We start from the raw sequence: 22,992 nt of genomic DNA on the forward strand, positions 1-22,992 counted from the left end.
CAGGTTGTTTACGCGGGTGGTCGACCCAGCGCATAGACCTTCCAGCCGGCATCGGCCCAGCGCCCGCTGTCGAGACAGTTGCGACCGTCGACGACGACCCTGGCCCGCACCGTCGTGGCGAGGGCCTGCGGCTCGAGGTCGAGGAACTCCTGCCACTCGGTCAGCACCAGCACCGCGTCGGCGCGATCGCAGGCCTCCAGCGCCGACGTCGAGTAGTTCAGCGTCGGAAACAGCCGCTGCGAGTTCTCCATCGCCTTGGGGTCGTAGACGTTGACCGTGGCACCGTTGAGTTGGAGCATGCCGGCCACGTTCAGCGCCGGAGAGTCGCGCACGTCGTCGGATTCGGGCTTGAACGCCGCACCCAGGACTGCGATGTTGGCGCCCAGCAACGACCCGCCGCAGGCGGTGGTGGTCAGCTCCACCATGCGGGTGCGGCGGCGCATGTTGATGCTGTCGACCTCGCGCAGGAACGTCAGGGCATGGTTGGCGCCCAGTTCGCCGGCGCGGGCCATGAACGCGCGGATGTCTTTCGGCAGGCACCCGCCGCCGAAGCCCAGGCCCGCGTTGAGGAATCGGCGGCCGATGCGCGGGTCGTAGCCGAGCGCGTCGGCCAGCACCCGCACGTCGGCGCCGGCGGCCTCACAGACCTCCGAGATCGCGTTGATGAAGGAGATCTTGGTGGCCAGAAACGCATTCGCCGACACCTTCACCAATTCGGCGGTCTGCAGGTCGGTGAGCAGGAACGGCACGTCCTCGGCGAGAAGCGGAGCGTACAGTTCGCGCAGCGCAGCCTCGGCACGCTGCGAATCCTGTTGCACTCCAACGACAATCCGGTCGGGATGCAGGGTGTCGTGTACGGCGAATCCTTCGCGCAGGAACTCCGGGTTCCACGCGATCTCGACGTCCAAGCCGTCGCGGGTCAACGATTGCGCGCGACGCACCAGATCGGCGGCGGTACCCACGGGCACAGTGGATTTGCCCACGATCACCGAGGGCCGGGTCAGCCGGGGCACCAACTCGTCGATCACCGCGTTGACGTGGCGCAGATCCGCGCCGTATTCGCCCTTCTTCTGGGGCGTTCCGACGCCGAGGAAGTGCACGTCGGCGAAATCGGCCGCCAGCTCGTAGTCGGTGGTGAACTGCAGACGTCCAGCAGAGAGGTTGTCCCGTAATACTTTTGCCAGGCCCGGTTCGTAGAACGGGATGTCACCGGCGGAGAGCTTCGCGATCTTGCCGGGGTCGATGTCGACACCGACGACCTCGTGTCCCAGTGCGGCCATGCCGGCGGCGTGCGTCGCCCCCAGGTAGCCCGTGCCAAACACTGTGCATCGCATACTGCCTGAATAGGCTGCGGCGATGAGCTAACTGCATCGCGACACCAGCCGTGAGGCTAACGCCTGGTGAACTCGGGCCTCACTGGCCGAAGTTGGGCCACAGTGGCCACATCGGGTTCTGCGAGTTGCCGCCGCCGGAGCCGCGGCCGCTGCTGCCGTGTGAACCGCCACCAGAGTCCGAACCGGAGCTGCCTGAGCCACCGGAGCCGGAACCGCCAGCACCTGAACCGTAGCCACCCGAGCCCGCGGCCGGGGCGGGCGCCTCAGCGGTGGGCGGGCTGTAGGTAGGCGCCGGGGTGTAGGTCGGCAGCGGCGTATACGTGGGCGGCTGCGTGTAGGTCGGGGTGGGCGTATAGGTCGGCGTCGGGGTGTACGTCGGCGTCGGCGTGTAGGTCGGCGCCGGGGTGTAGGGGTTCTGCGGGTATTGGGGGTACTGCGGAGCTCGTGGCCGCAGGAACGGCGGCAGGATCGGCGGCAGCACCACGACGGGCGGGGCGATGACCGGCGCCTGGATCACCGGTGCGGGAGCCTCGACGACCGGCGCGGGCGCTGGAGCTGCCGGGGCAGGCGCGGGTGCTTCCGGAGCCGGTGCCGGAGCGGCAGGCTCGGGAGCGGGGGCTTTCGGCGCGGGGGTGACGAACACCGTCCGCGGCGCCTGCTGCACCACCTGAACCGGTTCCTGGATGGTCTCGGCGGCCGACGGCGGGGCCGATGCGGGCGGCTGGGCTTCGGGGGCGGCCGAGACGGGCGCCTGGCTGCTCGGGACGATCACGCTCTCCCCGGGGTTGGGACGCTGGTCCACGGTGGGGCGGATGCTGACCGCCAGGGAGATCACCAGCGCGACGACGCCGACCACGAAGACAGAGGTGAGTGCGCTGCCGACCAGCAGGAAGGGCTTACGGCCGGGTTCTTCTGCGATGTCCTCGATCTCGTCGAGGTCGGCGGGCACCGCGTCATAGCCGAGGTCATCGAGGTCGCCGTCGGGTACCTCGCTGTAGCCCAGCGGCGCCATGTATCCGGCGGCGGCCATTTGGGTGGCCCCGGCGGACATCTCGGTGTCGGCTCCTGCGGAGTACGCGGCTCCGGCGGTGGTGCCGTCGCGGTCGGGGGCATAGGCCAGGCCGACGGTCGAGGCCTCATAGCGGGGGGCTGCCGCCGAGGCCAGCGCGGCGCCGCGGGCCAGCGCCAGGTCAGCTTCGTCGGGGGCGTGCACGGGCAGTGTGGTCCCGAGGGCGATCTGGGCCTTGACTGCGGCGACGTCGACTCCCGAACCGACCATGAACAGGCCCTGCGGGGGCTCGGCGACCGATTCCAGACCGGTGACCATGCGGGCCAGCTCGGCCACCGCATCGGGGGCGTGCAGGCTCTGGCTTTCGACCTTGACGATGGCTCCGGTGGCGGTCTCGACCACGGACAGGGTCGCGGTGTCGCGCTCGAGGAACATCAGGGCGGTTCGCTCGTAGCCGACGGCCTGGCCGACCGCCTGTGCCAGCGCCCCGGCGGCATGCAGCTCCGAGATCAGCAGGACGTCGTCGATCTTGCGGGCCGTGAGGGCTTCGCGCAGTTCGGCGGCACCGAGGTAGTCGGTCCATGTGACGCCGGTGGCGATCAGCCGGTGGCCGCCCTCCTGCGCGCTCTCCCGGGTGCCGAGGATCGCTGCTATCACCTGTTCGGCCGCAGTGGTTGCCGTGCCGTCGTCTGTGGCGATGTCGAAGGTGTCGTGGTCGACGGTCGCACCGTCGCCCTTCTCGCCTTCGACCAGCACCATGCGGACCGTTGTTGGTGTCATCGACACACCAAGCACGATGTCCACGAACCCTCCAAGGTAGTTTGCTAGCTGGTTCCCGACCCGCTACCGCGCTTCCCCGGCGTAAGCCGGTCGACCTAAAGTTTCATCGCCGCAGATAGGGGCGGTGTTACAGCCAATCGGCTTAGCTGGCGAGGCGCAGCTGACCCTGGAGTTCCGAGGTTACTCGCCCCGCGGCGACTGGATGAAGTTCTGATACGAGCGCGACGGTGTGGGACCGCGTTGGCCCTGGTACTTCGAGCCGACGCTGGCGCTGCCGTAGGGATGTTCGGCGGGGCTGGTCAGCCGCAGCAGGCACAGCTGGCCGATTTTCATCCCCGGCCAGAGGGTGATCGGCAGGTTGGCGACGTTGGACAGCTCCAGGGTGATGTGCCCGGAGAAGCCTGGGTCGATGAACCCTGCGGTGGAGTGTGTGAGCAGGCCCAGCCGGCCCAGCGAGGACTTGCCTTCCAGGCGGCCGGCGAGGTCGTCGGGCAGGGTGCAGCACTCCAGGGTGGAGCCGAGGACGAATTCGCCGGGGTGCAGCACGAACGGCTCGCCCTCGGCAGGCTCAACGAGGCTGGTGAGCTCGTCTTGCTGCTTGGCCGGGTCGATGTGGGTGTAGCGGGTGTTGTTGAAGACCCGGAACAGGTTGTCGAGCCGGACGTCGACGCTCGACGGCTGCACGAGGGTGTCGTCGAACGGGTCAATGCCGAGTCGCCCGTCGGAGATGGCGGCGCGGATGTCACGATCTGAGAGCAGCACGCGACGAGCGTAACGGGGTGGTGGGGTGAAAAGGGCCGCAAGGTTGGCGTTGTGGGTGGGGATCGCGACTGCGGTGGTGTTCAGCGGAACTGCGTGTGGACGCGACGCGGACCGAGTGCCCTCGGCACCACTGGCGGACAACTCGTCGGCGGCGATCGACAAGGCGATCACCGCCGTCACGACCTTCAACACTGAGCTCCAACCGCACATCTGGGACGGTGAGCAGTTGCGGCCGCAGGTGCGCACGGCGACCCTGGCGATGGTCGACCGCCTGGTGCGCGACAGCGGTGTCGCCGGCCTCACGGTCGACGACGTCGCGCTGGTCGGCAGCATCGCCTCCTACGAGTACAACGATGCGTCGGATTTCGACGTGCATGTGCACACCCATGCTGATGGTGTTGCTGCGCAGCAACTTTCGGCGGCCATGGCGTTGCTCAGCAGCAATATCGAGCAGCGGCAGGAGGGGCGCATCCATTTCTACGGCTTGCCGGTGGAGGTGCACTTCTACGCCGGGGCGCCGGAAGGTGAGCGGGTGCCCGGTGTCGGCCGGTTCTCGATCCTGCACAACACGTGGATCGACAAACCCGCCCAGCACCCGGAGAACTTCGACCGCGCCCAGATGGCCGCTGACATGAAGGGCTTCTCCGACCGGTACAACCGGCTCGTCGAGGAGTTCACTGCGGCGAAGAAAGGGTTCGACTGCAAACGGTTGAGCGACCTCGACGACGAGATCAGCGACTATCGCAGCGCCTCGTTCGACACCGACCTGGGACCACGCAACACCCAGAACCTCGCGTTCAGGGCGCTGCGCCGGCTCAACGTCAGCATCCCCGACATGCTCGACACCCTCGAAGAGGACTGCACCTACGTCAACGAGTCCCTGCCCTGACAGGTCTTGCTATCCTTCGTCAGCAGCACATGCCGATGTAGTTCAATGGCAGAACATCAGCTTCCCAAGCTGAATACGCGGGTTCGATTCCCGTCATCGGCTCCATTTATGGAGGTCAGGCAAGTATCAGAGTTTGCCAGCAAATCTCGGATTGAAGAATCCCGTACTTTCCCCGTAAATTGGGTCAGCCATTTCCGTTGCTGGACCACTTGTCCAGCACAGCGCGGGTATCCGGCCCCGCCGTGACCCGCTGCACATAGTGCCCCTCGGTCGTCGCGAGCTGCGCATGCCCGAGCTGGTGCTGCGCGGCCTCAACACCGAGTCCGTCCCGGACCACCGTCCCGACGGTGCGTCGGAAGCTGTGCGGGGTCACCCACTTCAGATCCTCGTGTGGCGCGAGCGCTTCCCGCAGCGACGACCGGATGTTCGACAGACTCACCAGGCCGCCGTCCCGGTTCTTGAGCACCGTGCCGTCCGGTCCAGTGACGCCGAACAACTCCGCGAGCACATGGGCGCCGAACTCGGGAAGTGTGACGGTGTGTGCCGGTGCCCGCCCCTTGCGCTCGTCCTGACGGTGCAACGGTTTTCCGCCCACCCTTCCGGCGTCGACGACGGTTCCCGCGACGGTCACGGTTGGTGGAGTGCCGAGCAGGTCAACATCGGCCCATCTGATCGCCAGCACCTCCCCGGGCCGCACTCCGGTCGCCGCGAGCAACTCCACGAACGCCGGCAGCATCCGGCCGCGCCGCGGCCCCGGGCCCGCATGCTCGCACCAGACCTTGACCGCTTCGCGCACCCGGGTGAGTTCCATCGCGGTGAGTGCGCGCGCCGGTTTACGCTCGGTCTTGGCGGTTCTGGTCTCGCGCATCGGATTGTGCTTCACGACGTCGAACCGGGCGGCCATGCCGTACATGCCCGACAAGATGATTCGCATGTAGATCGCCGCCGACGATGGCAACGCTTTCAGATGAGCGTCGGCACGACTGGTCGCCAACTCACCGATGCGCAGCGAGCCGAGTTGCTGCTCACCGTGCAGCCGCCACGTATCCCGGTACAGAGTCGCGGTGCGCTCGCCGATCCGATCCTCGGCGATCTTCGCTGGCAGCCACGCCTCGAATAGCTCGGAAAGTGTTGTCCGACGGTTGATCACACCGGTCGGCTCCCCAGCCGCCAGCTCCGCGGCGATACGTCGTTTCAGCTCCCGGCGGGCGTCCTCGGCGGACTTCCGTGACGATGCCTCCCGCTCACGCAGCTTCCCGCTGTGCAGTCGGACATAAGTTGTGGCGTAGAAGATTTCACCGCGCCGAGTGTCGGTGATCTTGCCATGCTCGCCAGGGGAGAGGCGCTGTCTAGGCATCGCTATCTACCACGGCGCCGGAGCTTTGAAGCGTCTCGTTGAGGTGTTGCACGCCCTGGCGCGCCCGGACCATGGAATTCGTGACGTTATCTATCTCATCGTCGGAATCGAGCGTCCCCAATATGTTCTTCAACTCGCGTAATTTCCGCTGGTAGTGCGCTCGCGCTCTCGACCAGAGCATAATTTGCCGATAGTCATAGTCAGATCTCGGCGCCCCATCAGGCAGGGCCAGAAAGCCTTCGATCTCATCTCCAGCGACCCACATCGCGGCGGAGAATGCTGTCCCTTCTACGCCTGGAAGCATCTCGACAGGGCCATCCGGAATGTCGGGGAACAGTAGTGCCATCGGCGTAATCCCAAGGGCTGCAGAAAGAATGAGCCATTCGGCGACACTTAGTACCTCACCTCGGTGGCCGGAATCCAGCTTCGCAATTACGGTCGGCGAGATCCGGTAGCCCAGCTCGGCGGTCCTGTCGCTTAGCCACACTGCCGACTTGCTGCCGCGCGCTGCCTTCACCTCCTTGCCGATGCGCTTAACCAGCTCTTTGGCCCACTGTTGACCGTCCACTTCCTTCGCCACACGAATAGTGTGGCGCGTTTCCTTGCGTCTGTCGAATGACGTGCTAGTGTCTGCGATGCCAGAAGAATTTACTACAAATTCTTCGCTACACGAAAGGTATGGCATGAACGATTGGAGGGCCGTAGCCGAAAAACTCAGCGTCGGCCGCAGCACGGTTTTCGAGCTCTGGCAGTCGGGCCAACTGGGCTCGGTGCGCATCGGAAGGCGTCGGTTCTCCACCGACAACCAGGTAGCCCAATTCATCGCTCGACTTGAGGGTGCGGCGTGATGCGCGAATACCCACACCCGGAAGACCTCGGCCTTCACCCGGAAGCCGACCAGACCGAGGACATGCGAAAGGCCCCGGTTGCGCCCGAGGCCCTTCAGGAGATCCACCCGCCCTCAAGTAAGCAAGGAGATCTGTTGTGACTGTACAGCCCCGGGCCGCCGACACAATCGACTTGGCTGCTCGACGTGAGCACAAGATCAAGATCGAGTTCCAGGCGGTCATCTCTGGCTGGGACGACTCGGTCCAGTGTGAGATCACGACCAACGCCGGCTGGCAGTGCTCACGCTCAGCCCAGTGGCGCGTTGATGCTCACGGGTGCGAGCGACGCTTGATGTGCACTATCCATCTGCGACATTGGGAGCATCGAATAGAAGCGGTCCTGCATGCGGGTCAGAGCACTCAATGCGGCATCTGCGGAAGGTGGTTCAGAAGTGTCGACGCTATCCGGACGGCAGCGAGGCTATGAGCGCCAACGATCTGAGTCGAGCCCGCGTCGCACGACGAAAGGCCAACAGCCTCAGACTAAAGCTGGTTCGGCGCGGTGATGTGTTCTGGCTACGCGACGAGACCGGCGGCCTGCTGCTAAAGGGCGACATCTCAAGGCTCGAAAACTATCTCGCTGAGCGATTCGTGGCACGCCAACCGGGACCGGCGGCCCACCGCATTCCAGAGGCCTGGGCACCGATGATCACGGACTACTGCCTTGAACTCGCTGCCGCGGGACAGACCGCACCAACTATCCGCGCCCGCCGACTCGGACTGGCCCGCATAGCCCGCGGCCTCGGTGTGCCGCCCGAAGACGTAACCGGCGACCAGTTGAAGCATTGGTTCGGCGGCCAAACCCAATGGGGTCTCAACACCCGTCGCCAATACCGTTCTGTGGCGCGTGGCTTCTTTTCCTGGGCATACAAGACCGGCCGCGTAACCGACTATCTCGGCGATCATCTTCCCAAGGTGCGTGAGTCGGTACCGTCTCCTCGCCCGGTACCCGACCAGATATGGCGCGACGCGCTGGCCGCTGCGGATGCGAGGGTCACGGTGATGCTGCGCCTGTCGGCTGAGGCCGGGATGCGCCGGGCTGAGGTGGCCCAGGTCCACACCAACGATCTCGTCGACGGTGCTGGCGGAGCCCAACTGCTGGTGCACGGAAAAGGGAACAAGCAGCGGCTGGTGCCGATTAGCGATGAGCTCGCGTCGGTGGTGCGAGCCGGACCGGGCGGGCACACCCCGGGTCTGCCGGCCACGGGCTATCTCTTTCCGTCGCGGATCGAGGGCGTGCCGCTGACGGCCGAGTACGTCGGTGTACTCGTTGGCCGCGTACTTCCCGAGGCGTACTCCATGCACAAGCTGCGCCACCGGTACGCCACCCGCGCGTATCGCGGGACCCGTAATCTCCGGGCGGTGCAGCAGCTTCTCGGGCACGCCAGCATCGCCACGACTGAGCGCTACACCGCTGTCGATGACGACGAGGTCCGGGCTACTGCGATGGCGGCTGTGCTGTGACCGAGTCGCGCCGGACATCCGCCGGACATCCGCCGCCCGTCCGCCCGGACACCCCAGAATGTGCCCTGATCAGAGGCGCTGCACTCGTCGTGACATCCTCGCGAGGGTTCCCGAATCTCTCGCGAGGATGCCGCGAAGGCGGCACGTGACATGGGGCGCCGCAACCCGATTCACGTGATTGGCGGGCCGGTTCGTCAAGGCGTTACCTGGTTGTCGGACGAGCTGATCCGTTCCGGTGCACACAACTCGGCGCTGGGCTCTGACGGGTTTGTGGTGATGGCTTACCTGCTTTCGTGCGCGACTATGCCGGGTTCTAGACGGCGAGTGTGGGAAACGTCGGCGGCGCAGATTTCGGAGCATTTCGGGTGGGGCGGAAACCGGCGCCGAGCGACGAAAGCCATTGAGGCGGCGGTGAAAGACGGTCGGCTGATCATCCGAGGCTACGTGCGTGCCGGTGAGCTCTTGCAGCGCCGGTGCGCCTACGTGGTGTGTGCCGGCGGCCGCCGTTTCACCGACGACGAACTGTTCCACCACTCCGGGCCAATCGAGCTTCCAGCAAACAGACTCAGGGGGGTGTCATGAGTGTCGACGTTGCACCGAATCAGTGCATGACGGATCGCTATACCTTGCACCGAATCAGTGCATGTTCGTCAGCGCCAACCCTGCACCATTTTTTGTGCAACATCAGCCGGGCGTTGTTGCACCCCTGCAGTGCAAGACATCTTGCACCCACGGTGGTGCATCAATGGACAACCCTTGTATGGACTACACATTCCCTTCATGCACCTGCGGTGCAAGAAGGCGCGTTACCCCTACCGAACTTGACGGCCGACACCGGTACGCAAATCGGGAACGTAGGTAACCCACTGACCGCACGCGCGAAGAGAGACGAGCAAAAGCAAAATGGGTGACGGCAACCAGATTCACGCGAAGGTTTTCACGCTTGACCGTCAAGAGGTAGACGACGTCGACCTGACGCCGATCCTGGGCGAGATCGTGCGCCAGTGGCGTCAGATCAACCTCTACGACCTCAGTGCGCCTGAAGCGCTGCGCCTTCTCGGCGCGCTCATGGATATCACTGAACGAATCGAACCGAAGGAGTCTTACGATGACGAATCCCGATGACAACGACGAATCGCACTGGGCCTTCTGGGAAGTCACCGCGAGTGGCGATCCGGGCCATCTCGGCGAAGACGAGCCCGAGGTGCGGCCGTTGTGCCGGAAGTGCACGAAGGAACTGCCCGATGGCGACGACGGTCTCTGCGCGTTCTGCCGGTTGGTAGATGGGTCGTCCTCGTGACCACCAACTTGCGCCACTTGGCAACACCCCCTCGAAAATGTTCGGGGTGGGGGGCGGTAACGAGTCGCGACCAAGCTCACGACATTTTTTCCCGCGGGACCAGAAACTTGCGAGGGCGGAGGTCGCGTGGTGAGGGTCAATGCTGCCAATGACATTGAGGCATCTGCGCGGCCAGAGGGCAACGGTCGCGTCCGGATTCGCGTGGGCGTGCACCGAATCACCGCAACACCAGCTGAGGCAATCGAATTCGCTCACCAATTGATCGCCGCCGCAGAAGAAATCAACGCCATGCAGGAGCCACCATGCCACTAAGAAACACCACCGACCTGTTGCAGCTGCGTTGGCGCACCGCGCAATGGATGCTCGCGGCAACGACGGGCGACAAAGAGCAGACGGCCGCGTTGTGCGAGGCCATGCGCATCGAGGGTGTCGACCTGGGCGACGTCCTCGACGAGACGACCCTTCTCATCCGCCAGTTCGGGCAACGGCCGACGGCCGCGCTGCGCGACGAGGTAACGCGGCTGTGGCTGAAATTGAAGGCTCGCCCGTGACGATTGAGCGAGTCGCCGGGATCTTACTTGAGCCCACCGACGCCCAGTATCTCCTCGACGCGTTCAACATGCTGTTACGCGATCGCCGACCATCAGCTCAGCTGAGCGATTTCATTGACCGGTTGCGGAGAACTGTTGCGAAATCTGGCGTTTCATCGCCCAATACTGGTGCAGACGCCAGAAATGTTGGCAATTGTGGTGATTCGTCGGACTATCGACCCTATGACGTGCTCACGACCGGCGAGGCTGCAGCCATACTCGGCATCACCGCCAACGGCGTTCGTGATCTCGCGCGCCGTGGGCGGATACCAGCCCACCGGGCCGGGGGCAGTTGGCTCTACCCCGCGACAAGCATCGTCACCCTTGCTGAGAGGCGCGCAGCCAAGCGGGGGTAGCCGTGGCTGACCTTCGCACGATCACTGGCGTCGAACTCATCCGCGTCGGCACCTGGGACGCCGCCACTGGCGAATGGACCGTCAGCGCGGACGATCTCACCGCAGCGGTCAAAGCACACGATGCCGGGGTGCTGCGCAAACCGGTTTTGAAGCTCGGCCACGAAGATCCCCGTTTCGACGGCGGCCCCGCCCTCGGCCGAGTCGACAACCTCCGCACCGCCGACAACGGCCAGGCGCTCATCGGCGACTTCATCGACGTACCGAAGGCGATCGCGACGTTACTGCCGCGCGCATGGCCCGACCGCTCGATCGAAGCCCTGATCGATTACGAGGCACCGGACGGCACCGTGTGGCCACTGGTCCTGACCGCCGTGGCGCTGCTCGGCGCGGTCGCACCCGCCGTCACCAATCTCGCCGAAGTCGCTCAGCTCTACGACGTCGCCGCCAAGCGGATCACGCTGCCGATGACTGCCCGGCCCGATACCCGCGCCCGCACTGTCGCGGTGGCCGCCGCCCGGCGCCGCCGCACCAACCGAATCACCATCAACGGAAAGGTCTGACATGTCGACCACGATCACCACCGGAGTCGGGATCTACGCCCCCGGCGACAACATCACCGGCGAAGCAACCGGCACCATCGCAGCCAAGACCTTCCTCGCCATCAGCGGCGACCGATCGACCACCACCGGCGGCAACATCGCCGTCGTGACCGCCACCGCAGCCGGCCGGGTCTGCGGCGTGGCCCGCAACAGCGCCGCGGCCGGAGAACTCGTCACCATCGCCCGCGGAAACTCCCGCGTCGTCAAGGTCACCGCGTCGGGCACCATCGCCGCGTTCGCCGAGGTCCAGGTCGGTGCCAACGGCGCCGCCGTAACCAAGACGTCCGGTATCGCGGTCGGCTACGCGCTCACCGGTGCCAGCTCCGGCGCCGACGCCGAAATCTCGCTCTACTGAAAGGGAATTGACCAATGCCAAGTGCACTCTTACCGTCACTGAGCGGCCGCCAGCTCACCGTCGACGTCGCGCTCAACCAGCCGACCATCATCCGCAACCGCATCGCGCAGCTGATGGACGACCAGATCGTTCTCGACAAGCTGTTCCACGGATTCGGCGCCAGGGTGGAAGGCGGCGGAATCATCTACAGCGTCGTCCAAGCGTCGGACTTCTACACCAGCGACGTCGAAAAACGTGCACCCGGAGGCGAATACAAAGTCGTCGAGGGTGTCGACCCCGACCCGAAACTCGCCGTCGTCGCCGACTGGGGCGGCCGCTTTCAGGTGACCGATGAACAGCGCATCCGCAACGCGGTGTCCTACCTCGACCAGCAGAGCACGCAGCTGGCCAACACCCTGGCCCGCAAGCTCGATATCGCCGCACTCGCCGCCATCGAAGCCGCGATCGACAGCGCCAACACCGTCACGGGCAACAACTGGGGCGCTCAAGTGTTCGTCGGCCCGCTCGCCAGCATCACCGCCAGCGCCGCCCGACCAACCGCCGACTTCTCTGCCGCACAACTGAAATCGGATCTCCAGGAACTCGGCGTCAAACACAACCTGCTGATCGTGCACCCCAACGAGGCCGCCGCACTACGCACTGCGTACGCCGAAAACCTTGACGACATGCTCAAGTCAGCCGGGCTCGAACTATTCGCCAACCCGCGGATGACCGCCGGCACAGCCTATGTCTGCGAGCGCGGCCAGGTCGGCACCGTGGGATTCGAGTTCCCGCTCAACGTCCATGCCTGGCCCGATCCCGCCACCCGATCAACATGGGTGCAGGGATTCGTGGTACCCGCGTTCGCCGTTGACCGTCCGTTCGCACTCAAGAAATTGACCGGCCTCGCCGGATAGGAGACGACACACATGGCAATCACCCTCACCGACGATCAAGCCGCATCGCTGCTCGACATGCTCGGCCTGCCCCCCGACACGACCGATGTCGACACCATCCTCGCGACGGTGCAAGACCTCGCCAGCGACGAGCAGAGCGAGGGCGACATGGCCAAGCCCTCCGCCGTCGCCGCCGCCGCCAAGCGCATCGGCTTCGACGTCATCGAAACCGCATCGCTGGAATCCCTACGCCGCGACGCCACCGAAGGCCGACAGATCAAAGCCGCGGCCGAGCACGCCAAGATCGAATCCACCGTCGACGACGCCGTACGCAAGGGCAAGATCACTGCCGCGCGCCGCAAGCACTGGGTCGCCCTCATCGGCGCCGACCCCGGCATGGCTGACGTGCTGGCGTCAGTACCCGACGAGACCGCGGTACCGCTCACCGCGGTCGGCTACGGCGTCGATAGCGAGTCAGGCCTACCCGCCGACACCACCGAGTGGTTCCGCTAAGCCCCCGACCTGCGGCAATAGCCAAGGTAGGGGTGAGCAGCTTTGCGCCCATCGGCTGACGGGGCACCCGCCATATTTCTTGAGGACACCCCCCCGACCCAGTTCGGACCGCCAATCAGGAATTTTTTTTACGGGGCTCGAAAATCGACGGCCCGACCCTTTCCTGCACTGTCGACCCGGGGAGAGAAAGCCTGATTGTCCAAGCTCCAGGATTGGGCGAGTCGTCTCAGGTTCAGACCCGATAGTCGTCCATCGAGCCAATTAGTTCCCTGCTCAAATCGCGACGGGCATACGCTTTGACCCCATGACCGTTGGAGATTGGATCAGCCTGGCTGGTGTCGTGGTATCTGCTGGGTCTGCTGTGTGGGCAGTGATGTCGGCAGTCCGCGCCAGGAAGGCCGAGGCCGCAACAGACGGCTACCGGGCAGCGGCTGAAGAGCACTCAAAGCGGGCGGTCAAGGCTGCCGAGGAGGCCGCAGCTGCTCAACAGCAGTCCGCAGCCGCAGCCAAACGCGCCGCCGATGCCCTTGAGGCACAGAACAGGCTCTTGGCTGAGCAAGCATCCGCCGCGGAGCGGGTTCCCTGGCGTATCGAACACAGGCAGGGCGCTACATGGGATCTCTGGAACGACAGCGCCACGCCTAAATTCCACGTCAAGATCTCTGGTCCAGGCGTGAGCAAGAACAAGACGCCAGCCACCATCGCCCGCGTCGACGGCCGAGGATCGCAGCCCTTTTGGGGCAACACGTCGTATGGGGCTGAAATGCGCGCGAACGTTAGATGGCGAGCGGCGGACGACCAAGCAGCCCCCGAGCTCGAGTGGTCCGGAACCATGCCAGCGGAGCACTAGAACACATACCGGGTGTTGTCAGATATTGGCGTCGAATCCGACCTGCAATTCCCTTTGGTGCACGCAGTATCGTGAGAAGCTCCGGAGATGGCATTCCAGGCATACACCTACGGGACGACTCCGCCCCGAGAATACGGCGATGAAGACGAGTACGAATTCCTCGACGGAGGAGTGCTCGTGATCCGGGAGATTGGAAAGGGGGCAGTCTTCTACGCGCCTCACAAGTGGGACCAGATCGTCGCCGAACCAGGTCATCTTCCCGGGCGTACCGGCGGCGCAGCCGACGTGTTGGGCACCATCTACTGAAACGGAACGATTCCCGGCTCTACCTACCTCGCGACCCGCAAGTTGCCGCTCGATCCAAAGCGTCAAAGAGGATCAGCTGTTCGTGATGGCCGCTCTGCCCAACGCCGACGCGGTCACGGAGATCGTCCGGAACGCGCGCAGCGGACTAGAACACATTTAGGTCGGTCGAGCAGCCAAACGGCTGCGTCTCACATGCGCAACGCTTCCCACGACCACGTCGACAAGAAAAATTGGCCGGCCAGGTCCCGCGTCGATGCGCCCGGTCATTCCATTGATTTGCGACACTGCCAAACCATGGCCATTGATTTCGCCGGGTTGATCCAATCAAACACGGCGCCGCGCGCCGAGTTCGCCTACGTCGATGACAGTGGCGATCCCGGTATGGCCAATGGAAGTGCCACCTTCGGCCTCGGTTGCGTTGTTGTCCCGTTGGACCACTGGACGGTTCGATTGGACGTCTTAGTCGAGATGCGCCGCCTTATCAAAGACACCTACCGCATCCGCTTTCGTGATGAGGTGAAGGGCGAATGGCTCGTGAACGTAAAAAAGCACTTCCGCGAGCAGAAACTCGGAGACGGCCAATTACGCGATATCTATCGCCGACACCTCAACATATTGCCGATCGTCTCTTCGGCAGCCTTCGCGATTGTGATCCGCAAAGACGAGATTCTCGATCGGTCAAAGGATCCCGAGGCTCTCGCTTGGGAATTTCTGTTGCAACGGTTGCGCATGCGTTCACGCGGGACCTCCGCGCCGATCGTCGTTCTCCACGACCAGGGCAGCCGTGACAAAGAGCTGCGCAAACACGTCCGCCGGTTCCGCCGGCACACTTTCAATCCACTAGGCCAACATGCTGAGGCGCCGCTGATCGTCGAGGATCCGATTCCGCGCGACTCCCAGCACTCGTACTTTGTGCAGTTGGCCGACCTGTGCGCTTACGCGGCTACCCGAAAGGTTATTCCGGCCGGTGGCCGCCGCCGCAGCGTGTGCTCAGAACAGATGTGGGATGAGGCTGGCGCGGCCCGCCTGAGCGAGGTATCGAACTCACGCAACGACGGCATCGTCGTGTGGCCGTAAAGGTCCTCAGAAAAGTGAAGGGGAGGCCCCACACGGGGCCTCCCTTGACGGCGGGCCCAGGGGCCTCCATGCGGGAGGTTGGGTCCACAAGTACGGAGTTTAGACAAGGTCAACGACGAAAATAAGCAATTTCATCCACAAGGCGTGTCGATTTACTCACAACTTGTACACAAGTTATCCCCAGCATGGGCCGTTCGTTGCAGCGACGTGGGATCGGCCGAGTGCTGAGGGACCGGTCGGAGTCGATCCGCAGCACAGTCCCCTCTTTGCAGGCAATCCGTAGTTTCCCCGTAGAAACGGCCGCATCTTGCGGCGTACTTGCCCGTATCTCAGCGTGCTGATCAACATCGAAAAGTGTTGCATTGCAATACTTTCACGGATACCGACGGACGCAGGCAGACGCGTGGGTCCCAAGCTGAATACGCGGGTTCGATTCCCGTCATCGGCTCCACGTTGATCAGCGGAAACGCGGTCTGTTCCCCAGTCAGGTACTGCTGACCTTCTCAAACCGGCCAGTTTTTCGGTCCAACCTGATTCGGTACACCGATCCGCGCCGAAGCCCCGACAGATCGGGCGGCGGTGAGTGTGGGGGAAACGTCAGCAGCGGCATGATGCGCTCCACCAACAGGGCCATCCCCGCGTCCCAGTCTGCGCCCTGACATTCCTCGAAGGTTCCCCAGGCGATGACGCTGCGCCAGTTCGACAGGTCCTCGACCTTCTCGACTTCGACGCAGACCTGTGGTTCAGCTCGCATCGCCTGCAGCTTCGCGCCGTCCATGGCGTGTCCCCACACGTAAATTCCGTCGTAGACGTAGGTCACCGGTACTACGTAAACCCGGCCGTCGGCGAGGCAGCCGATCCGCGCGATCACCTCGGAGCCCAGCAGCTCCTCGATTTGCGGTTGGGTCAGTTCACCGAACATGGTGCAAGTCTTCCTGCTAGCGAGCCTTGGCTTGTACACATGGTCGCTCGCGACCCGGACTCATGCACTCCAAAGTCTGACTTATCGCAATAACTCGGACTAATGCTATAGCTAAGTCCCGCGATCTACGCCCGCTGATCCTCACATTCGCGAACGCATCAAAGACCGCTACCGCCGAATCACGCACTACCGCAGAGCGTCTCGCCGAGATACCAGCTGAGTGGCGAAACATGGCCGGGCCGATCAGGCGTCACAGCGCGAGCGAGAAACTACTGATGCTATCGCCGTCGACACCGATCTTGTTGTCCAACAACATCGCATCACTTGTCGATGCACCCCGCGGCAGCGTGTTCGCCGCGATAAAAGCGACTGCACGACGGCGGTGTTCCACGCCCATTGACTGATCGCAAACGAGACCAGGTACGGCGAGCAAGCCTCGTCCTCGACGAACTAGCCGACCTGGGGCAGAGGATCGAGCGGACAAGCAGTTAACTCGCTGTACGACGATGTCGCAGGTCCCCTGGGACTCCAGTGGACACCGCCCTCACAGCCACGAGGGACGGCTGGAGTGCACTCCTACCTGCGGTTTAGTCGATCGCCCGACCGAAGCTGTCCCCCGTTCGGCGGAAAGCGGATTCACCCCGACCTCCACCCGATCGCCCGATGTCGCAGCGGCCCCGCACTTCCTAACCTTCAGAACAAGCACACCTGGATGGCCGGCCCAACGCCGCCCACCTCGACATGGATGCGCACAGAAGGAGACGAACCCGATGGACAACGACCGACACCAGAAACATCGCTACCGCAACAACGCGAAGGCCGTCGAGACTGGCAACCCCTCCTGGCAGGCCGCGGCTGACAATCTCTTGCTGGACAACGTCGTCCGCTACGTCGGCAACGACCGGGTCGAACGAATCAGCGACGGGCACCGCTTTGTCAACATGGTGTCCTGCTCCTACCTCGGGTTGCACACCCATCCGTGGGTTCTGGAAGGCGCCCGCAACGCGATCGAGTCGGAACAGACCATCACGCTTCCCGTGTCGCGCCTGCGTATCCGGCTGTCCATCCTCGACGAACTCGAAGCCGGCCTCTCGCAGCTGTACCGCGCCCGAAGCGTTGCCGCACTGTCGGCGTCGACGGCCAGCGCAGCTGTCCTGCCCCTGATCGCCTCCGGTCACCTGACTGATGACGGCAAGCCGCGCGTCATGCTCTTCGACAAGTTGAGCCACTTCTCGCTGAACTACGTCAAACCCATCTGTGCTGACGAGGCACCGGTCTACACGTGCCCGCACAACGACCTCGACTACATCGAGGACATGTGCAAGAAGCACGATCGGGTGGCCTACGTCGCCGACGGCGCATACTCCCTGGGCGGCGTTGCGCCGGTGAAGGAATTGATGGAACTGCAGGACCGCTACGGTCTGTTCCTGTTCTTCGACGACTCCCACTCCTTGGCTATGTACGGCCGCAACGGTGAGGGCATCGTGCGCTCACTGCTGCCCAACGACCTCAATCCGCTGACCATCGTCGTCGCGTCTCTTGGGAAGGCCTTCGGTGCCACCGGCGGTGTCATCATGCTCGGACCCGAGAAGCACCACGACGTTTTGATGCGATTCGGCGGCCCGCTGGCGTGGTCGCAGGCCCAGAACGGCCCGACGATCGGCGCCTGCCTGGGGTCGTTGCGGGTGCACAACTCGCCGGATCTCGCACTGCGCCAACATCAGTTACGCAGCAACGCGGCCCTGTTCGACAGCATGATCGCCACCCCGCAGGCTGGCCTGGACACCGCGATTCGAGTGGTCGAGATCGGCGAGGAAGACAGAGCGATCGAGGCGTCGAGCCGAATGCTCGAAGCAGGCTTCTACACCTCAGCGGTCTTCTTCCCCGTCACTGCAAAGGGCCACGCCGGCCTGCGGGTCATGTTGCGCGCCGACAATGATCCCAACGACATTCGCCGATTCTGCGAGAGCGTCGGCGAGCTCACCGGATCGAGATCGGCAGACTTGGTGGGCACTTCGCTATGAGTCACCAGCAACCTATGCAGCACAACATGTTTCGTGCAATGTTGATGACGAGTTCGATCGACCCGGAGCGGTACCGATTCGCCCTGCACTCCGGCGCCGACATCTGCACCGTCGACCTCGAAGATGCGGTTCCGCCTGACCAGCGGGTCCAGGCGCGCCGTCAGGCGGCGGAGGCGCTGGCGTTCCCTTCGCCACGTGCGATGCGGGGTTTGCGGATCAACAGCGTCCGCAGCGCAGACGGGCTGCGCGACATCCTGTGCATCATCGACGGCCAAGCGCGGCCAGACACCCTGCTGGTCCCCAAAGTGAACAGTGCCGAAGACCTCCTCATCCTCGACGAGCTACTCGGTGACCAGCTCGCCGGCATCACGTTCCTGGCGACGATCGAGACCGCCGCGGGCCTGGCGGCCGTCGAAGAGATCGCCGGGGCCACGCCCCGGCTGCGGGCGCTGGTGTTCGGCGCCGCCGACCTCAGCGCAGAACTGGGCGTCTCGATGGAATGGGAGCCACTGCTGTATGCGCGCTCGCGCATCGTCGCGGCTGCCGCCGCGGGGGGCATCGCAGCCATCGATGCGCCGACATTCGACCTGCACGACGACCGGGCGCTGCTGATCGACGTGAGGCGTGGACGGAATGTGGGCTTCACCGGCAAGGCCGCGATCCACCCCCGCCAAGTGCCGGTGATCAACGCGGGCTTCACCCCTACGTCGACCGAGGTAGACCGTGCCCGCCGCATCGTTCGCCTGGCCGATGACCATTCCGGCAGGATCGCCGTCCTCGACGGCCAGATGTTGGGCCCACCCATGGTCAATGCAGCGAACCGAATCCTGCAGCTAGCCAATGTCTTTAACGCGCATAACGACCGAGATTCCTACGAGCCGATCGGAGCCGCACATGGACCACGTTCGCGCGTATAGGCAGGTGGGCCCACGCCGGTGGCGGGAATCCCGCGGCGTGACATTCGAGGACGTCGAGGTCGGGACGATCGTCGAGCACCGGCCTGGCCGGACCATCACCGAAGCCGACAACACCTGGATGTCTCTCCTGTCGCTCAACCTGCATCCGCTACACATCGATGCCGCCTACTGCCAGAACACGGAATGGAAGAAGCCATTGGTGTCCAGCCTGGTGACGTTGTCCATCGTCTCGGGAATGAGTGTGCAGAGCACCAGCGCCCGCGGGCTGGCCAATCTTGGCTGGGACAGCATTCGTCTGGTCGCCCCGGTGTTCATCGGCGACACGCTCTACGCGGAGACCGAATACCTCGACAAGCGACTGTCGGAGTCTCGCCCGCACCAGGGGATCGTCACCTGCACCACGCGCGGTGTGAAGGACGACGGCACCGTCTTCATGACCTGTCAGCGTTCGTTCCTCCTACCCACTCGCGACCATGAACTCGAAGTTCATGCGACGTACTGACTGCGGAGGAGGACGCGTGCCGGACAAACGATACGTCGTTCTGGTCGACAGCTACGGCACCATCGGAACCGAACTGGCACAGGGCTTCCGGGACGCAGGCTTCACGCCACTGCGCGTCCAGAGCACGCCGCAGGTGCCGGCCGGGCTGCGCGGACTGGCCGACAACTACCCCTATTCGCACAACATCGTCCACCACGGCGATCTGGCTGCAACAGTCGCAGAGTTGGCACCCTTCCATCCCGTCGCTGTCGTCGCCGCCACCGAACCCGCGGTTGAGCTCGCCGACGCACTCAGCGAGACCTTCCACCCGACAACCGGTGCGCCGACCAACGGCACGGCGCTCAGCGCCGCTCGACGCGACAAGTACCTGATGATCGAGCAGATAAAGCGCAGCGGCCTGCTCGGCGCCCGCCAACTCCTGGTGGACAGTGAGGAGCAATTGCGAGCCTGGCACGCCGATATCGGTGGCATGGTCGTAGTCAAACCGCTGCGCAGTGCTGCGAATGACGGCGTGACGTGGTGCCGCAGCCCCGAGGAATCCGTCACCGCCTTCCGGCTGCTCAACGGTCGCACAGGCGCTCTGTCGCAATCGAATGACGGAGTGGTGGCCCAGGAATGCGTCGTCGGCGCTGAATACACTGTCGATACCGTGAGCCGGGACGGCATTCACCACGTCACGGACATTTGGCAGAGTCACCGCATCTGCACCAGCGGAATTCCTGACCTCCTGGTTGCCTGGCGCTTGCTGGCAGCGACTGGACAGGTGCAAGGCCAGCTGGTGCCCTATACGTTCGCCGTACTCGATGCGCTCGGGATCCAGCATGGGGCCGCCCATACCGAGGTGAAACTGACCACCGACGGCCCCTGCCTGATCGAGGTGGGCGCCCGCATAGCGGGAGCGAATCTGCCGGCGACAGCACGCCTGGCCACCGGCCGATCCCAAGTCGACTGGACCGTGGACGCCTACGTCCGGCCCGGCAAGTTCGTCGAAACAAGCGGGAAACCCTATGCGCTACATCAGCATGTCGCGCGGACCGTCATGGTCGCGCCCCACAGTGGAAGATTGATCTCCTACCACAGCCTTGAAGTCATCAAAGAACTGGAGAGTTTCCACGATATGCAGGTGCGGGTGAATCCCGGCGACCACTTGCCGGTCACCACCGATGACCTCACCTACCCCGTCTTCGTCACCCTGGTGCATGAGGTCGACGAGGTGGTGTCCCGCGACTTGTGGACCCTCCGCTACCTGGATGGCCCGAGCTTCTACCAAACCGCTTAAAGAGAGATCGACCATGCCACTGTGTCTATGCGAGTCCGACACCGACGAGAGGACAGCTGACGGCAGCCTGATCGAGCTGTACCGTCGCATGCCGAAAGCTCTCGAGGCCAACGACATTCACGCTCTACTAGCACCGTACAGCTCGGTGTTGGAGCTGGGGTCGGGGACGGGGAGGATCGCCGATCCGCTGGCCGCGCTGGGCCATCGGGTCACCGCGGTCGACGACTCCGATGAGATGCTCGCCGAGATTCGGCTTGCGCATCCGGTGTGCGGTCGCATCGAGAATCTTCACCTGGCAGAGCGATTCGATGCTGTCGTCTTGGCGACCAACCTCATCCATTACCGCGGTGAGGACCTCCGGCGCGAGGTGCTGGCGGCGATGACCCGTCACCTCAAGCCAACCGGCAAGGCCATCATTCAATGGAAGCCGCCTTCGTTCTGGGCCGCCCGTCCGTCAGGCTGGGTGGGGACGACCGCACTCGACGAGGTCACCGTACGGGTAGCCATCCACAACGGTGCCCGCGAGCCCGGCGGCCTCGTCGACGGCGAATACACGTTGATCGCTGACGGGATGGAGTTGAGCCAGTGCTTCCATCTGGAGGTCTTGGCCGTTGAGGATGTACGCGACGCTCTCCGCGGGGCAGGCCTGCGGCTGACCAGTGCCGAGCCGGAAACGATGGAATGGCTGGAGGCGGTACCCGCGCGAAGTTGATGCCCGCCCGCCCGACTCGCCAAATCTGGGCCGTCATGCAGACGTTTCCTGGGGCCGGACAGTCCGCCGCACCTGGGCGTCTATCTGCCGGCCAACCTGCCGTGGGCCATCGTGCCGATTCTGGTGGCCTATCGCTTCTGGCCCTACGGCGTCGATCTCGATCGCCAAGCGGCTCAGCGGTAGTAGACCTCGCCGCCGGTCGGGTATCCCCCGCCGGTCGTGGTGACGTGGACGTGGTCGTAGTGGCCGTATCCGAAGCCTGACGGACCGCTCGGGGTGTAGTAGACGCCGCGCCAGATCGCGTCCTGGATCCCGAACCGCTGGGCGTTCTTGAACACGAACTCGACGATCGCGTTGCCGAGCGCAATGCCTTCGGCACTACCGGGATTCGGGATCATCACGTCGACCGCGAGCCCCTCGGGATGCCAGCGCAGCGCATCGGGCCGCACCCCGCCCATGCTGTGGATCTGCGGGAACTCGGCACTGATGGCGCGCTCGACCAGAATCGTCTTGACCTGCAGGCCTTGTTCGGGCGCCACCCCGACGGGCAGTACGCGAGAGCGGGTGTCGAACCGCCACCGCGACCCTGCCGGAACCTGGCTGACAGCAAAACTCACGTTGACCGCGTCCCCGGGGATCGCCGACATCGACGGACTGGGCACCGCCGCCACGATCTGCAGGCAGCACGGCGCCGACTCGACCACCGCCGGCGCCGTCACGTGTTGCGCGGCCACCGGCCGGACATCCCCGCCGACGGCCAGCGACAGAGCTAGTGGGACGCCAACGGCGGCGAGGACCATTGCCGGCCCACGCCGCTTCGTGGCGAATTCATGGCGTCCCACGCAAAACACAATAACTTGATCACGAACCAATAACAGCAAAGTGTCGGGTTTATCTAGCTACGCCCATGGCCATGCTTTTCGCATTATCGGGGCCCAGCACTTACGCCGGCGGGGCCACCGCAGGCGCTGTCAACGCCACCGAGGAGCCCGGATTCTCCGACAATGTCGAACTCGCACTCGGGGTGGGTCCGGTCCCCAATCCCTGCTCGGCCAGACCGATGCATTCATAGGAGTTCTGCCCCGTGCACGGGATGCCGTCGACCTCGGGCAGACCGCCACCCGCGGCGGTGGTCTCCTCGACGATGTCCGGCGGCAGGCCGGGCATGCAGATACCCGTCCTGGCGTCGAAAACCTCGAACGTGGAACACTTTTCGCCAGTTGACGGTGAGGCCGGGCTGGACACCACCACGCTGACGGCCATGGCGGCCAACGCGGCCGCCGCCGTCATCGGCAGCACCACCGTTTTCGACCGTGCCGACATGGCCATTGAG

28 protein-coding genes and 1 tRNA gene are annotated in these 22,992 nt (G+C 64.4%); 20 read left to right on the top strand and 9 right to left on the bottom strand.

Features of this window, described 5'->3' with window-relative positions; all coding sequences use genetic code 11:
- Positions 1-8: 8 nt before the first annotated feature.
- The 3 genes from HBE64_RS22260 to dcd all read right to left on the bottom strand — a co-directional run bounded on the left by HBE64_RS22260 (position 9) and on the right by dcd (position 3,885).
- Positions 9-1,334 (bottom strand): UDP-glucose/GDP-mannose dehydrogenase family protein, encoded by a 1,326-nt coding sequence (locus HBE64_RS22260; RefSeq protein ID WP_167107234.1) that lies wholly within the window; start codon positions 1,332-1,334, stop codon positions 9-11.
- Between the two features lie 79 nt (positions 1,335-1,413).
- Positions 1,414-3,147 (bottom strand): hypothetical protein, encoded by a 1,734-nt coding sequence (locus HBE64_RS22265; protein ID WP_167107237.1) that lies wholly within the window; start codon positions 3,145-3,147, stop codon positions 1,414-1,416.
- Between the two features lie 156 nt (positions 3,148-3,303).
- Positions 3,304-3,885: a dCTP deaminase gene (gene dcd, locus HBE64_RS22270; RefSeq protein ID WP_167107240.1), complete on the bottom strand. Its 582-nt coding sequence runs from the start codon at positions 3,883-3,885 to the stop codon at positions 3,304-3,306.
- A 55-nt stretch (positions 3,886-3,940) separates the two neighbouring features.
- Here dcd and HBE64_RS22275 point away from each other — a divergent pair, with 55 nt between their 5' ends.
- Positions 3,941-4,774, top strand: coding sequence for a hypothetical protein (locus tag HBE64_RS22275; RefSeq protein ID WP_243841421.1), 834 nt, complete (start codon positions 3,941-3,943; stop codon positions 4,772-4,774).
- 31 nt (positions 4,775-4,805) lie between these two features.
- Positions 4,806-4,879 (top strand) — tRNA-Gly (locus HBE64_RS22280).
- A gap of 79 nt (positions 4,880-4,958) precedes the next feature.
- Here the strand turns inward: HBE64_RS22280 and HBE64_RS22285 are convergent.
- Together HBE64_RS22285 and HBE64_RS22290 are read right to left on the bottom strand one after the other, a co-directional pair.
- Positions 4,959-6,131, bottom strand: a complete 1,173-nt coding sequence (locus HBE64_RS22285; protein WP_167107244.1) for a tyrosine-type recombinase/integrase — start codon at positions 6,129-6,131, stop codon at positions 4,959-4,961.
- The gene (locus tag HBE64_RS22290) at positions 6,124-6,711 is read right to left on the bottom strand and encodes a hypothetical protein (RefSeq protein WP_167107247.1); all 588 of its coding nucleotides are present in this window, start codon (positions 6,709-6,711) and stop codon (positions 6,124-6,126) included. The genes HBE64_RS22285 and HBE64_RS22290 overlap by 8 nt, the downstream gene beginning before the upstream one ends.
- 730 nt (positions 6,712-7,441) lie before the next feature.
- Between HBE64_RS22290 and HBE64_RS22295 the strand changes: the two genes are divergently transcribed.
- The 13 genes from HBE64_RS22295 to HBE64_RS22355 all read left to right on the top strand — a co-directional run bounded on the left by HBE64_RS22295 (position 7,442) and on the right by HBE64_RS22355 (position 15,303).
- Positions 7,442-8,482, top strand: coding sequence for a tyrosine-type recombinase/integrase (locus tag HBE64_RS22295; protein ID WP_167107250.1), 1,041 nt, complete (start codon positions 7,442-7,444; stop codon positions 8,480-8,482).
- Between the two features lie 150 nt (positions 8,483-8,632).
- A complete protein-coding gene (locus tag HBE64_RS22300) occupies positions 8,633-9,064 on the top strand; it encodes a hypothetical protein (protein WP_167107253.1) in 432 nt (143 codons plus the stop codon).
- A 321-nt stretch (positions 9,065-9,385) separates the two neighbouring features.
- Positions 9,386-9,607, top strand: a complete 222-nt coding sequence (locus HBE64_RS22305; protein ID WP_167107256.1) for a hypothetical protein — start codon at positions 9,386-9,388, stop codon at positions 9,605-9,607.
- A complete protein-coding gene (locus HBE64_RS22310) occupies positions 9,591-9,782 on the top strand; it encodes a hypothetical protein (protein ID WP_167107259.1) in 192 nt (63 codons plus the stop codon). The genes HBE64_RS22305 and HBE64_RS22310 overlap by 17 nt, the downstream gene beginning before the upstream one ends.
- Before the next feature lie 302 nt (positions 9,783-10,084).
- Positions 10,085-10,333: a hypothetical protein gene (locus HBE64_RS22315; protein WP_167107263.1), complete on the top strand. Its 249-nt coding sequence runs from the start codon at positions 10,085-10,087 to the stop codon at positions 10,331-10,333.
- Positions 10,334-10,401: 68 nt separating this feature from the next.
- Positions 10,402-10,728, top strand: a complete 327-nt coding sequence (locus HBE64_RS25045; RefSeq protein ID WP_371744210.1) for a helix-turn-helix domain-containing protein — start codon at positions 10,402-10,404, stop codon at positions 10,726-10,728.
- A gap of 2 nt (positions 10,729-10,730) precedes the next feature.
- Entirely contained in the window at positions 10,731-11,288 is a 558-nt protein-coding gene (locus HBE64_RS22325) for a hypothetical protein (RefSeq protein ID WP_167107269.1), read from the top strand.
- Between the two features lies 1 nt (position 11,289).
- Positions 11,290-11,682, top strand: coding sequence for a capsid cement protein (locus HBE64_RS22330; RefSeq protein ID WP_167107272.1), 393 nt, complete (start codon positions 11,290-11,292; stop codon positions 11,680-11,682).
- Between the two features lie 14 nt (positions 11,683-11,696).
- Positions 11,697-12,578, top strand: coding sequence for a major capsid protein (locus HBE64_RS22335; protein ID WP_167107275.1), 882 nt, complete (start codon positions 11,697-11,699; stop codon positions 12,576-12,578).
- A gap of 12 nt (positions 12,579-12,590) precedes the next feature.
- Positions 12,591-13,070, top strand: a complete 480-nt coding sequence (locus HBE64_RS22340; RefSeq protein ID WP_167107278.1) for a phage protease — start codon at positions 12,591-12,593, stop codon at positions 13,068-13,070.
- A 304-nt stretch (positions 13,071-13,374) separates the two neighbouring features.
- Positions 13,375-13,920: a hypothetical protein gene (locus HBE64_RS22345; RefSeq protein WP_167107281.1), complete on the top strand. Its 546-nt coding sequence runs from the start codon at positions 13,375-13,377 to the stop codon at positions 13,918-13,920.
- Between the two features lie 87 nt (positions 13,921-14,007).
- Positions 14,008-14,226 (top strand): hypothetical protein, encoded by a 219-nt coding sequence (locus tag HBE64_RS22350; RefSeq protein ID WP_167107322.1) that lies wholly within the window; start codon positions 14,008-14,010, stop codon positions 14,224-14,226.
- 192 nt (positions 14,227-14,418) lie between these two features.
- Positions 14,419-15,303, top strand: a complete 885-nt coding sequence (locus HBE64_RS22355; protein ID WP_243841422.1) for a DUF3800 domain-containing protein — start codon at positions 14,419-14,421, stop codon at positions 15,301-15,303.
- Positions 15,304-15,787: 484 nt separating this feature from the next.
- Here the strand turns inward: HBE64_RS22355 and HBE64_RS22360 are convergent, their stop codons facing one another.
- Together HBE64_RS22360 and HBE64_RS22365 are read right to left on the bottom strand one after the other, a co-directional pair.
- A complete protein-coding gene (locus HBE64_RS22360; RefSeq protein WP_167107325.1) occupies positions 15,788-16,225 on the bottom strand; it encodes a pyridoxamine 5'-phosphate oxidase family protein in 438 nt (145 codons plus the stop codon).
- 250 nt (positions 16,226-16,475) lie between these two features.
- Positions 16,476-16,622 carry a hypothetical protein gene (locus HBE64_RS22365; protein ID WP_167107328.1) on the bottom strand — a complete coding sequence of 49 codons (147 nt, stop codon included), beginning with the start codon at positions 16,620-16,622 and terminating at the stop codon, positions 16,476-16,478.
- A 373-nt stretch (positions 16,623-16,995) separates the two neighbouring features.
- On the opposite strand from HBE64_RS22365, the gene HBE64_RS22370 reads away from it, so the two are divergent.
- The 5 genes from HBE64_RS22370 to HBE64_RS22390 are packed head-to-tail and all read left to right on the top strand — an operon-like array spanning position 16,996 to position 21,659.
- The gene (locus tag HBE64_RS22370; protein ID WP_167107330.1) at positions 16,996-18,249 is read left to right on the top strand and encodes an aminotransferase class I/II-fold pyridoxal phosphate-dependent enzyme; all 1,254 of its coding nucleotides are present in this window, start codon (positions 16,996-16,998) and stop codon (positions 18,247-18,249) included.
- 44 nt (positions 18,250-18,293) lie between these two features.
- Positions 18,294-19,166 (top strand): CoA ester lyase, encoded by an 873-nt coding sequence (locus HBE64_RS22375; RefSeq protein ID WP_167107333.1) that lies wholly within the window; start codon positions 18,294-18,296, stop codon positions 19,164-19,166.
- Between the two features lie 37 nt (positions 19,167-19,203).
- Complete coding sequence (locus HBE64_RS22380; RefSeq protein ID WP_243841423.1) at positions 19,204-19,668, top strand: MaoC family dehydratase; 465 nt, start codon at positions 19,204-19,206, stop codon at positions 19,666-19,668.
- A 16-nt stretch (positions 19,669-19,684) separates the two neighbouring features.
- Positions 19,685-20,947, top strand: a complete 1,263-nt coding sequence (locus tag HBE64_RS22385) for an ATP-grasp domain-containing protein (RefSeq protein ID WP_167107339.1) — start codon at positions 19,685-19,687, stop codon at positions 20,945-20,947.
- 13 nt (positions 20,948-20,960) lie between these two features.
- On the top strand, positions 20,961-21,659 hold the full coding sequence (locus HBE64_RS22390; protein WP_208300528.1) for a bifunctional 2-polyprenyl-6-hydroxyphenol methylase/3-demethylubiquinol 3-O-methyltransferase UbiG: 699 nt from the start codon (positions 20,961-20,963) through the stop codon (positions 21,657-21,659).
- A 173-nt stretch (positions 21,660-21,832) separates the two neighbouring features.
- Here HBE64_RS22390 and HBE64_RS22395 read toward each other — a convergent pair whose 3' ends face one another.
- Entirely contained in the window at positions 21,833-22,501 is a 669-nt protein-coding gene (locus HBE64_RS22395) for a hypothetical protein (RefSeq protein ID WP_208300529.1), read from the bottom strand.
- Positions 22,502-22,601: 100 nt separating this feature from the next.
- Positions 22,602-22,982 carry an intersectin-EH binding protein Ibp1 gene (locus tag HBE64_RS22400; RefSeq protein ID WP_167107345.1) on the bottom strand — a complete coding sequence of 127 codons (381 nt, stop codon included), beginning with the start codon at positions 22,980-22,982 and terminating at the stop codon, positions 22,602-22,604.
- Positions 22,983-22,992 lie beyond the last annotated feature (10 nt).

Source organism: Mycobacterium sp. DL592 (genome assembly GCF_011694515.1).
Classification (GTDB): domain Bacteria; phylum Actinomycetota; class Actinomycetes; order Mycobacteriales; family Mycobacteriaceae; genus Mycobacterium.